Origin of the sequence: Saccharopolyspora phatthalungensis, from assembly GCF_014203395.1 — a bacterium.
GTDB lineage: Bacteria > Actinomycetota > Actinomycetes > Mycobacteriales > Pseudonocardiaceae > Saccharopolyspora > Saccharopolyspora phatthalungensis.
In genome coordinates, this window is sequence record NZ_JACHIW010000002.1 from 1,077,394 (window position 1) to 1,090,764 (window position 13,371).

A 13,371-nucleotide genomic window follows, 5' to 3' on the forward strand; every position below is an offset into this window, starting at 1 on the left:
GGGCACAACCGCTTCCCAAAAGTCACCTCGCTGGACTTTACCCGAGAAGAGCACCGGTGTGTTTAGACTATCGCTCGCATCCCTGGTAACAGTTCAAGTGATGTTGGGACCAGGGCCCGCGATCAGCCGTGGGTCCGTCTTTTGGAAGTGCCGTAGCCGGTACCCAGATCAAACCAGACTGGAGCGAGAGCAGCATGCCTCGGTGCGACGCCAAGCAGCAGGAGTTCGAGTCGGCATACGATGGCCCGATCGCGATTGTCGGAATTTCCTGCCGACTCCCCCATGCTCCGCGCCCCGACGACTTCTGGCAGCTGCTGCGTGACGGCGCGGACGCGATCACGGAGACACCGTGGGACCGCTGGGACGGCAATGAGTTCTTCGGACTCGACGAGTCCGCACCGTGGCGGGAATGCCTGCGGCGCGGGGGTTTCCTGCCTCGGGTGGACGAGTTCGACGCGGATTTCTTCGGCATCTCGCCACGGGAAGCGACCGAGATGGACCCCCGGCAACGCCTCGCCCTGGAACTGAGCTGGGAGGCGTGGGAGGATGCCGGAGTCCTGCCCGAGCGGCTCCGGGGGAGCCGAACCGGCGTGTTCCTGGGGGCGATCTGGGACGACTACGCCACCATGCTCTACCGGCGTCGTGCGGACAGCATCACCCACCACACGATCACGGGCTCGCACCGGAGCATCATCGCCAACCGCATCTCCTACCACTACGGGATCGCGGGCCCGAGCATGGTCGTCGACACCGGCCAGTCTTCGTCGCTGGTGGCCGTCCATCTCGCCTGCGAGAGCCTGCGGCGCGGGGAATCGACTTTGGCCTTGGCCGGCGGTGTCAATCTCAACCTCTCGCCCGAAAGCTTCGTCGTGGCCGCACGCTCCGGCGCCCTGTCTCCGGACGGCCGCTGCTACGCCTTCGACGCCCGGGCGAACGGCTACGTCCGTGGCGAGGGAGCCGGGCTGGTCGTGCTCAAGCGGCTCTCCCAGGCCGTCTCCGACGGTGATCGCGTCTACGGTGTCATCCTCGGCGGAGCGACGAACAACGGCGGTGCCGACGCGGGGCTCACGGTACCCAGTCAGCAGGCTCAGGAAGAGGTTCTCCGACTCGCCTACGAGTGCGCCGGCACGGACCCGGCCGACGTGCAGTACGTCGAAGTACATGGCACCGGGACGAAACTGGGCGACCCCATCGAAGCCGCCGCGCTCGGCGCGGTCGTCGGCAACGCGCCCGGCCGTCGCCACCCGCTGCTCGTCGGGTCCGTCAAGACCAACATCGGCCACCTGGAAGGCGCCGCGGGCGTCGCGGGCCTACTCAAGGTCGTGCTGTCCCTGACGCACGGACGGATTCCGCCGAATCCGCGCTTCGAGACCCCGAATCCCGAAATCCCGCTGGACGCCCTGAACCTGACGGTCCAACGATCGCTGACGGACTGGCCCGTTCCCGACCAACCGCTGCTGGCCGGGGTGAGTTCCTTCGGCATCGGCGGCGCCAATTGCCATCTCGTGGTAGCGGCAGCGCCGACGGTGGCAGCCGACACACCCGCGGACTCGACAAGTCCTGCCGTGCTGCCATGGACGATCTCCGGGCGGAGTCCACAGACCTTGGCCGACCAGGCCAGTCGCCTGCGGACGCATCTCGCGGACCACCCCGAACTCGCCCTTGCCGACATCGGATATTCGCTCGCCACCACCCGGACCGGCTTCAGGCATCGAGCGGTACTGGTCGCCGAGGATCGGCAATCGTTTCTCGACACGCTCGATGTGCTCGCCGACGGCAAGAGCGGGCCCGGCATGGCACGGGGAGTCGCGCGGCCGGGAAAGGTCGCCTTCCTGCTACCCGGGCAAGGAGCGCAGCGACCGCGCATGGGACTGGAAATGTACGGGTGTTTTCCGGTCTTCGCGCGGTCTTTCGACGAGACTAGTTCGTTACTGGACAACCACTTGGAACGCCCGCTTCGCGAAATCGTGTTCGGCGACGAGGGATCGCCGGAGGCGGCGCTGCTCGACCAGACGTCGTACACGCAGGCTGCCGTGTTCGCGATCGAGGTGGCGCTGTTCCGACTCGCTGAGCATGTCGGCCTGCGCCCCGACTTCCTCCTGGGCCATTCGATCGGTGAACTCGCCGCCGCACACCTCGCCGGTGTCCTGTCGCTGGAAGACTCCTGCACCTTGGTCGCCGCTCGTGGCCGCCTGATGCAGCAGCTCGCGTCGGACGGCGCGATGGTGGCGCTCCAGGCCACAGAGGAGGAAGTGCTGCCGTTGCTGCGCGGCGAGCCGGCATCGATCGCCGCGGTGAACAGCCCGATGGCCGTCGTGGTCTCCGGGGACGAACACGCGGCTGAGCGGATCGCTGCGCACTTCGAGAAGATCGGCCGCAAGACAACCTGGTTGAATGTCAGCCACGCGTTCCACTCGGCGAAGATGGAACCGATGCTGCAAAGCCTCGTCGACACCGCTCGGGGTCTGACCTTTCACCCACCGCTCATCCCGGTCGTCTCCAATGTCACCGGAGAGGTCATCCCGGCGGAAGACATCTGTTCGCCCGAGTACTGGGCTCGCCAAGTCAGGCACACCGTCCGGTTCGCCGACGGCGTTCGGTGCCTCGAAGCGCAAGGTGTCACGCGCTTCCTGGAACTGGGGCCGGACATGGTGCTCGCGGGTGCGGCACGCGACAGCCTCTCGCCCGGGACGAATTCGTTCGTAGTCGATTCCGCCCAACGCAAGGGACGACCGGAGGCGCACACCTGGCTGTCCGCGCTGGGGAACCTGTTCAGCCACGGCGTCCCGCTCGATTGGGAAGCGGTGTATGAGCCGTACCATGGTCGCGCGATCCGCCTGCCCACCTACGCTTTTCAACGCGAGAAGTACTGGATCGACTCGGTCCGCACCAACTACTCGCCAGGCAACGCGCAAGCGCCGTACCAGGAAGCGGCGGCTCCGGAGCCGGCCGAGCGCTCCATCACGCAAGGCTCGGTGGCCTTGCCAGATCGGGAAACCTCCCTCGCTGTAGTGCTTGCGGAAGTCGGGTCGGCGCTGGGCTATCCGTCGGGCGCGTCCCCCGAACCGGATCGGACCTTCAAGGATCTCGGGTTGGACTCGCAGACCGCGGTGGAGCTCAGCGCTCGCCTGACCGCTGTCACGGGGAAGAACATCCCGACCACAGCATTCTTTTCGCACTCGACACCGGAAAGCCTTGCGGAACACCTCGCGTCGCAGTCCCCGTCGCGGGTCGACGCCCCGCCCGAGACTCACACCGAGGACGATCCGATCGTCATCGTCGGCATGGCCTGTCGTTACCCGGGCGGGGCGTCCTCACCGGACCAGCTATGGGAACTCGTGCGCAACGGCGATGCGGCGATCGGCGAGTTCCCCGACAACCGCGGGTGGAACCTGGACGCCCTGTTCTCCGACGAGGTCGGCGTTCCGGGCAAGTCCTACACCCGGCGGGGCGGGTTCCTCCACGATGCCGACCAGTTCGACCCGGCCTTCTTCGGGATCAGCCACCGGGAAGCACTGGTCATGGACCCCCAACAGCGATTGCTCGCGGAAACGGCGTGGGAGGCGCTGGAACTGTCCGGTATCGACCCGCTATCGCTTCGGGACACCGCAACCGGCGTCTTCGTCGGCGCCACTGACCAGGAGTACGGTCCACGACTTCACCAAGCGCAGGCAGCGCACAGCGGCCACGTCCTGACCGGGAACACGGTGAGCGTGGTCTCCGGTCGCGTGGCCTATGTACTCGGGTTGCAGGGGCCCGCGGTGACGGTGGACACGGCGTGTTCCTCGTCGTTGGTGGCGGTGCATTGGGCCTGTCAGTCCTTGCGGCAGGGCGAGTGCACGCTGGCCCTGGCGGGCGGTGTCGCCGTGATGGCGACTCCCGGGATGTTCGTCGAGTTCTCGCGGCAGCGGGGTTTGGCTCCCGATGGGCGGTGCAAGTCGTTCGCGGCGGCGGCGGACGGCACTGCGTGGTCCGAGGGCGTGGGCGTACTCGTCTTGGAGCGGTTGTCGGATGCGCGTCGTCATGGGCATCGGGTGTTGGCGGTGGTGCGGGGTTCGGCGGTCAATCAGGATGGTGCGTCGAATGGGTTGACGGCGCCGAATGGTGTGTCGCAGCAGCGGGTGATCCGGCAGGCGCTGGCCAACGCGGGGTTGTCGGCGGGTGAGGTGGACGCGGTAGAGGCCCACGGCACCGGCACCACGCTAGGAGACCCGATCGAGGCCGAGGCATTGCTGGCGACCTATGGCCAGGATCGTGGCGCGGATGGTCCGTTGTGGTTGGGGTCGTTGAAGTCCAACATCGGTCATGCGCAGGCGGCGGCGGGTGTGGCGGGTGTGATCAAGATGGTGATGGCCCTGCGGCACGGCCAGCTGCCCCGGACCCTGCATGTGGATGAGCCGACGCCGCATGTGGACTGGTCGGCGGGTGCGGTGTCGCTACTGACCCAGGCCCGCCCCTGGCCGCAGACGGGACAACCGCGCCGGGCGGGGGTGTCCTCGTTCGGGATCTCGGGCACCAACGCGCACCTGATCCTGGAACAGGCCCCCGAGCCCACCGGTGATACACCGGGTGAGGGTTCGCCGAGCGTGGTGGGTGTGGTGCCGTGGGTGGTGTCGGGCCGGTCCGCGGAGGGTCTGCGGGCCCAGGCGGGGCGGTTGGCTGATTTCGCCGAGCACGGTGCGGGGTTGGTGCCGGCGCAGGTGGGGTGGTCGTTGGCGGTGACCCGGGCCGCGCTGGAACACCGTGCGGTCGTGCTGGGCACGTCCCGGGAAGAGCTGGTGACTGGTCTGCGGGCCCTGGCTCGGGACGAGGAGATCCGGGGTGTGGTGCGCGGTGCCGCGTTGGCGGGTGCGGTAAGTGGTGCGGGCCGGGTGGGGTGGGTGTTTTCCGGTCAGGGCACGCAATGGTCCGGGATGGGCCGGGAGTTGTCTGAGCGGTTTCCGGTGTTCGCGGAGGCGTTCGAGGAGGTGTGCGCCGGGCTGGATCCTTTGATGCGGGCCGAGCATGGTGTGCGGGAGGTGGTGTGGTCCGAGCCCGGCTCACCCGAGTCCTCTCTGCTGGGGGAGACGGGGTTCGTTCAGGCGGGGTTGTTCGCGCTCGGGGTGGCGTTGTCGCGTTTGCTGGATTCTTTCGGGGTGCGGCCGGATGTGGTGGCCGGGCATTCGGTTGGGGAGATCACTGCTGCGTATGTGGCGGGGGTGTGGTCGTTGCCGGATGCCTGCCGTGTGGTGGCCGCTCGGGCGCGGCTGATGCAGCAGCTCCCCGCCGGGAAGATGGTGTCCATCCGCGCCGGTGAGGACCGGGTGCGTGCCTTGGTGGAGGGCCGGGAGGCCGAGGTGGGGATCGCGGCGGTCAACACCCCCGCCTCGGTGGTGCTCTCCGGCACCGACACCGCCATCACCCGGATCACCGAACAAGCACGACAGCAGGGGCTGAAGACCAAAGCACTGGCGGTCAACCGGGCGTTTCACTCCCCGCTGGTCGAGCCGATGCTGGAGGAATTCCGGGCCCTACTCGACCAGGTCGACTACCACACGCCGGTGCTGCCGGTGGTGTCCAACCTGACCGGACACCTCGCCGAACCCGAGCGGTTATGCACCCCGGCCTACTGGGTCGAACACGTCCGCCACCCCGTCCGGTTCGCCGACGGCGTCCGGACCCTGCACGAGCAGGACGTGAACACCTTCGTCGAACTCGGCCCCGGCACCACCCTGTCCGGCATGATCGGCGAAACCCTCCCAGGGGACATGCACACCGCGATTCCCACCCTGCGCAAAAACCAGCCGGAGACCGAAACCGTCCTGACCGCACTCGCCCACCTGTGGGGCCACGGCATCGAAATGGACTGGACGGCCCTCTACCCAGAAGACACCGCTTCCCGTGTCGAGCTGCCCACCTACGCCTTCCAGCACGAACGATTCTGGCTACCCCCCAACCCAATAGCCGATGACCTCGGCGATCAACTGTCGAGAAATGGTCTCTCGCGGCGTGATTCGTTGTTCCACCTCGACTGGGTTACGTTGCCGATGTCGCAGACGGGAGCATCCGAAACCAACCGGCTACTGGCACGTTCGGAGCAGACCGCGACACCGGACGATGGCGATTCCTCTTGGCACTGCGCGGAAATGGCGGAGTTGTGCGAGGCGACAGCAGCGAACGATTCGATGCCCGAGTGGGTGCTTCTGCGGGTGCCTGGCCGCGGCTCTAGCGCCGATGTCCCATCGTTGGCGCAGGACGCCGTTGGGCAAACGTTGCAGCAATTGCAAACATTCTTGCGGGACGCACGGTTCGCCAGTTCACGGCTCGTCGTGGTAACCCGTGGCGCGGTCGCCGCTGGCGAGGACGAGGTCGTGGACCTGGCCGGCGCCGCATTGTGGGGGCTGGTTCGCTCCGCGCAGTCCGAGCATCCGGACCGGTTCGTGCTCGTCGATGTCGACGACGCGGCCGTGGATCTCGGTGCGCTCGCCGATGTGGTTGCTTCGGGTGAGCCCCAGTTCGCGGTGCGGAATGCTCAGGTACTGGTGCCTCGACTGGCGCGCGTGCCTTCCGCGAGCGAAGCGGTGCCCTCGCCGTGGGGTCCGGACGGGACCGTGCTGATCACCGGCGGTACCGGCCTGCTGGGCGGGTTGGTGGCCCGTCACCTCGTGAGCGCTCATGGTGTCCGTGATGTGGTGTTGACTTCCCGCAGGGGGCTGGCGGCCGACGGTGCACGCGAGCTGGTCGAGGAACTCAGCGAAAAGGGTGCGCGGGTTCGGGTGGTGGCCTGCGATGTGGCCGACCGCCAGGCCGTAGCCGAGCTTTTGGCAGACCTCGATGATTCGCAGCCGTTGGCGATTGTTCATGCCGCGGGCACCGCCGACAACGGATTGATCGAGGCGCTGACGCCACAACGATGCGCTGCGGTGTTTCGGACCAAGGCCCAGGGCGCGTGGAACCTGCATGAGCTCACCGCTGACCGCCCGGTCTCGGCGTTCGTGCTGTTCTCCTCCGCCGCCGCGGTGCTGGTCAACCCGGGCCAGGGCAACTACGCGGCGGCAAACGCATTCCTGGATGCGCTGGCTCGGTATCGCCGGGGTCTCGGCCTGCCCGGCCAGTCACTGGCTTGGGGCCTGTGGGAATCAGCAAGCAACATCACCGCCGGACTCGGCCAGGCCGATCGGCATCGCCTCGCCCGGGTCGGACTACAGCCCCTGAGCACCGAATACGGTTTGACGCTCCTCGACACCGCAACCACCCTGGCCCAACCCAATCTGATTCCGCTCGATGTGGACACGGACGCGTTGCGCACCAGTACCGAAACGCTCCCCGCTGTCCTACGTGGACTCGTATCCCCTCCGCGTACGGCGAAGACGAACACACTCGGTCGCCGGCTCGCCGGGGCGTCGGCTCAGGAGAAAGAAAAGGTCCTCCTCGACTTGGTCCGCACCCACACCGGCATCGTCCTGGGTCTTCGGGATCCCGAACGGATCGATAGCCGGATGACCTTCAAGGATCTCGGCTTCGACTCGTTAATCGCGGTGGAGCTGCGCAACCGGCTCAGCGCCGCGGCCGGGACGCCGCTTCCCTCGACCCTGGTGTTCGATCACCCGACACCGAGCGCCGTGGCGCGTTGCCTCGGCGAACTCCTCACGGGTGTGTCCGAAAAACCTTCCAGGGAAACCGTTCGGGCGCGGACCGTGGACGAACCCATTGCGATTGTGGGTATCGGTTGCCGGTTGCCGGGTGGGGTGGGTTCGGCGGAGGAGTTGTGGCGGTTGGTGGATTCGGAGGGGGATGCGATTGGTGGGTTCCCGACGGATCGTGGGTGGGATCTGGCGGGGTTGTTTCATCCGGATCCGGATCATGCGGGTACGTCGTATGTGCGTGAGGGTGGGTTTTTGTATGATGCGGCGGAGTTCGATGCGGAGTTTTTCGGGATTTCGCCGCGTGAGGCGACCGCGATGGATCCGCAACAGCGGTTGTTGCTGGAGACCTCGTGGGAGGCGCTGGAACACGCCAACATCGACCCGCACTCACTGCGCGCACAAGAGGTAGGCGTGTTCCTGGGCGCCTCCTCGCTCGGATACGCAGGCGGGCTCGCCAACCCCAACGAGCAAAGCGAAGGCCAGGTCTTCACCGGGACTTCAGCGGCCGTCCTGTCCGGTCGTGTGGCGTATGTGTTGGGGTTGGAGGGGCCTGCGGTCACGGTGGATACGGCGTGTTCGTCGTCGTTGGTGGCGTTGCATTGGGCGTGTCAGTCGTTGCGGCAGGGTGAGTGTTCGGTGGCGTTGGCGGGTGGTGTGACGGTGATGGCCACGCCGGCGTTGTGGGTGGAGTTTTCCCGGCAGCGGGGTCTGGCTTCTGATGGGCGGTGTAAGGCGTTCGCGGCGGGCGCGGATGGCACTGGCTGGTCGGAGGGGGTGGGGATGCTGGTGCTGGAACGTCTTTCGGATGCCCGCCGTCGGGGGCATCGGGTTGTGGGGGTGGTGCGGGGTTCGGCGGTCAATCAGGACGGCGCCTCCAACGGCCTGACCGCCCCCAACGGACCCGCCCAGCAGCGGGTGATCCGCCAGGCCCTGGCCAACGCGGGGCTTGCGCCCGGTGAGGTGGATGTGGTGGAGGCGCATGGCACCGGCACCAGGCTGGGTGATCCGATCGAGGCCCAGGCGTTGTTGGCGACCTATGGTCAGGACCGGCCGGCCGATCGTCCGTTGTGGCTGGGATCGTTGAAGTCCAACATCGGTCATACCCAGGCCGCGGCCGGTGCCGCGGGTGTGATCAAGATGGTGATGGCTCTCCAGCACCAACGGCTGCCCAGGACGTTGCATGTGGATGAGCCCACACCGCATGTGGACTGGTCGACGGGTGGGGTGTCGCTTTTGACTCAGGCCCGGTCGTGGCCGCGGGGGCAGCGGCCGCGCCGGGCGGGGATCTCCTCGTTCGGGGCCAGCGGCACCAACGCCCACCTCATCCTCGAACAACCACCCACAGAAAACCGACCCGACAACACCGACACCCCCACCACCACGGCCACGGCTGCTGGTGCGGACGTGGCGGCGTCCAATGTGGACGCAACGGCTGGTGTGGTGGGGTGGGTGGTGTCGGGTGCCTCACCGGCGGGCCTGCGGGCCCAAGCACACCGGCTGGCCGCCTTCGCCACCGAGCACCCCGGGCTGGAGGTGGCCCGGGTGGGGCGGGTGCTGGCCACCGGCCGGGCCGCGCTGCCCCACCGGGCGGTGGTCCTGGCCACGACCCCGGCCGAGTTCGGCGAGCGGCTTACCGCGCTGGCGCAGGGGCGGGAGAGCACCGGGGTGATCACCGGCACCGCCCATAACATCGAGGGGGGTGTGGTGCTGGTGTTTCCCGGGCAGGGCACGCAATGGCCCGGCATGGGCCGTGACCTGCTGGATGTCTGCCCGGTGTTCACCGAGACCATGACCGCCTGCGCCCAGGCCCTGGCCCCCCACACCGACTGGGACCTACTCACCGTCCTGCGCGACCCCACCCAGGAGCCCTGCCTTCAGCGGGTCGAGGTCCTTCAACCCGTGCTGTGGGCGCTGATGGTGTCCCTGGCCCGGGTCTGGCAATCCCACGGCATCCACCCCACCGCCGTGGTCGGACACTCCCAGGGCGAGATCGCCGCCGCCTGCGTCGCCGGCGCCCTGTCCCTTGCCGACGGTGCCCGCATCGTGGCCCTGCGCGCCCAAGCACTCCGCGCCCTGTGCGGGCAGGGTGGAATGGTCTCGGTGGCCCTGCCCCCCGACGACGTCACCCAGCAACTACAACCCTGGCAGGACCGGCTGTCGGTAGCCGTGGTCAACAGCCCCACCGCCACCGTGGTCTCCGGCGACCGCGACGCCCTGACCGACTGGGTCCAGCACTGCCGGCAGCAGGGGATACGGACCCGGTGGCTGCCGGTGGACTACGCCTCCCACAGCCCCCAGATCGACACCGTCACCGACGAGATCACCCACGCCCTGACCGGCATCACCCCCACCCCCGGCGACATCCCCCTGTGCTCCACCGTCACCGGCGACTTCCTCGACCACACCGACCTCACCCCCGACTACTGGGCCCGCAACCTCCGCCAACCCGTCCGCTTCGACCACGCCCTACACACCCTGCACAACCACGGCCACCACCACTACATCGAAACCAGCCCCCACCCCGTCCTGACCACCGCCATCGACACCACCCTCACCCACCACACCACCCACGAAAACACCACCCCCGAAACCAGCACCACACCACTGATCCTGTCCACCCTCACCCAACACCACGGCGACCACCACCAACTCCTCACCACCCTCGCCCACGCCTGGACCCACGGACTCCCCATCACCCTCACCCCCACCCCCAACCACCACACCCCCCACCACATCGACCTCCCCACCTACCCCTTCCAACGAAACCGATACTGGCTCAAGCCTTCGCGTCCCTCGTCCGATCCGAGCGGCCATCCGGTGCTGGCGACTCCTGTCGCGCTAGCAGGCGGCATGGGTTGGCTGGTCACCGGACGGCTCTCCACACAGGACCACCCGTGGTTGGCCGACCACGTCGTGTTCGACACGATCACCGTTCCCGGAGCGGCAATCGCTGAGTGGGCTTGCTGGGCTGCGGAGCAGGCCGGATGCGCGAGTGTTGACGAGCTGACCCTGCACGCGCCGTTGGTGCTCACCGAGCAGGACGATCTCGCCGTGCAGCTCGTCATCGGCCCCGAGGAATCCGGTCGGCGCTCTTTGCGGGTCTACTCCTGTCCTCGCGAACTGTCGGCATCCGAAGCGGACTGGGTCTGCCATGCCACGGCCGTAGCATCCCCAGCGGACTGGCAGGGACACGAGCCCGTGCCACAACATCCCTCCCCAGGCGAGACTCGTATCGAGTTGTCCGGCCGTTATGAGACGCTTGCGGAAAGAGGCTTGCGATACGGTCCCGCGTTCCGTGGGCTGCATGCGATGTGGCGGCGTGGGGACGAATTCTTCGGGGAAGTCCTGCTGCCAGACAGGGTTTCGCACGGCCGTTTCGCGATGCACCCCGGCGTGCTCGATGCAGTACTGCAGGTGGTCGCCGTTGCGATGGAGGCCGAAGCGGAGCTTGATCCCGGCGTTGTGCTCGCGCCGTTCGAGTGGGAGGGCGTGAGAATCGGCAAGACCGATTCGGCGCGAATCTCGGTCCACGCGCGGAAACGCGACCGGGGCGGGATGTCGGTCACGGCCACCGATGAGGCGGGCCGGGTGGTCCTCTCCATCGATTCCTTCGTGCTGCGGCCGGTGACGAGCGAGCTGTGGGAGAAGGCTCGCCGTACTGCGGTTACTCACTCGCTCTTCGAACTTGCCTGGCTTCCCGCGACTCGTCACAAGGTCGTCGACACGGGCCGGTGGGCTCTGCTGGGCGCCGGGCAGGACGGTGTGGCAAGTCGATTCGACGATCTCTTCGAGGCGACGGGTGCGGAATCCTATCCCGATCTCGCCGCGCTGGCCGACGCCGTGGCAGCCGGACGGGATGTCCCCGAGACCGTGGTGTTCCCGGTGACCTTCCCTGCTCCCATTACCGACGGTGTCGACGCGTTCGACGGCGTCCGTGCCGTGCTCGCGGTGATCCAGGAATGGCTGGCCGACACCCGGTGGAATTCGTCGCGTCTCGTGGTGGCCACGCGTGATGCAGTCGCCGCTGGTGCTGAGGCACCTGAGGATCTGGCGGCTGCCGCGGTGTGGGGATTGCTGCGGTCTGCCCAGACCGAACATCCGGACCGGTTCGGCTTGCTCGACCTCGGATCGAATCGGGTGTCCTCCAGTCTGATCAGCACAGCCCTCACCACGGACGAGCCGCAGCTCGCGGTATCCCGAGGCGCGCTACTGGTCCCCCGCATGGTTCGGCTTTCCGCCCCAGCCTCGGGAAAAAAGGACCTGCACCGATCATCGCCCCAAGCCTGGCAATCCGGGACCGTGCTGATCACGGGCGGCGGAACGCTGGGTGCGGCACTTGCCCGGCATCTGGTGCGAACCCACCAAGTTCGCGACATCGTCTGGGCAAGCCGACGCGGCATCGAGGCCGCAGGTGTGCGGGAGTTGTGCCTGGAACTGTCCGAGCTCGAAGCAAGCGTGGACGTCGTGGCGTGCGACGTGGCTGATCGGGACGCTCTGGCGGAAGTCCTGGCAGCGATCCCCGAGAACCGCCCGCTGCGGGCAGTGGTGCACACCGCCGGTGCGACTGACGACGGAATAATCGAGTCGTTGACACCTCGGCAGCTCGGCGCCGTGTGGCGGGGAAAGGTCGACGGACTCCTGAACCTGCACGAGTTGACCCGGGATCAAGACCTCGACGCGTTCGTGGTGTTCTCGGCGGCGGCCGGTCTGTTGGGCAACGCCGCCCAGGCCAATTACGCTGCGGCGAACGCGTTCGTCGATGCCCTGGTCCAGCATCGGCGCCGGCAAGGTCTCCCAGGCATGTCCCTGGCTTGGGGACTGTGGGACTTGCCGACCGGGATGACCAGCCATCTGACCGATGTGGACAGGCAGCGGCTGGCCCGTTCCGGGATTCGCCCGCTCTCGACCGAGGACGGACTGGCGCTCCTAGACGCCGCCCTGCTAACGGATCGAGACGTGCTCATCCCGATGCATCTCGATCTGACCGCGCTGCGGACGGATGCCCAGGCCCGGGAGGTGTCTCCGGTGCTTCAGAACCTGCTTCCGGCGAAGTCCGTGACCGACGCGGAGACTGCCGATGCACCGGTTGCGAACCTGCGGCAACGGCTGGAGATGTTCACGCCTCCAGAGCAGGAACGCATGCTTCTCGATGTCGTTCGGGAGACCGCATCGACCGTGCTCGGGCACGGCGCAAGCGACGACCTATCCTCGACGAGGTCGTTCAAGGAGCTGGGTTTCGACTCGCTTTCGGCGATGGAGTTCCGGAACAGGATCGCAACCGCGACCGGGCTTCGGCTGCCCGCCACAATGGTCTTCGACCATCCGACTCCGGCGGCCCTCGCCCAGTTCCTGCTGTCCGCGTTGGTGGACGGGGAAGCGGAAAAGCATGAGCAGGTCTTCGCCGAGCTCGACAGACTCCAGTCGGCACTCGCCGACATGTCCGCCATGGAGGACCGCGTGAACCGGCAGATCGAGACGAGGCTGACGACGCTGCTACGCAATGTGCGGGACCGGCGCGCTGCGTCCGAGGTCGATGTCGATGGCCAGGATCTCGACTCCGCGACGGCCGACGAGATCATCGAAATGCTCGACGCGGAGTTCGACCTCCCCTGAGAGCATGGCACCGAGCGTCGCCCGCATTCAGGCCTGATCCGGTGTCGCCTCCTTCCTATCGCGCGTGGTCAGCTCGTCACCGAGTCGGATAATCCCGATTTTGCCTAAACTTGGGATTTCCCTCCAGGCCAAG

The 13,371-nt window shown here is 67.4% G+C and carries 1 protein-coding gene; it reads left to right on the forward strand.

Annotated elements, in window-relative coordinates; genetic code table 11:
• Positions 1-194: 194 nt before the first annotated feature.
• Entirely contained in the window at positions 195-13,238 is a 13,044-nt protein-coding gene (locus BJ970_RS31290) for a type I polyketide synthase (RefSeq protein WP_184730923.1), read from the forward strand.
• Positions 13,239-13,371: the final 133 nt, after the last annotated feature.

Excerpts from the sequence above, each read along its gene's own strand:
- BJ970_RS31290 (WP_184730923.1), top strand. The coding sequence starts at position 195 with ATGCCTCGGTGCGACGCCAAGCAGCAGGAGTTCGAGTCGGCATACGAT.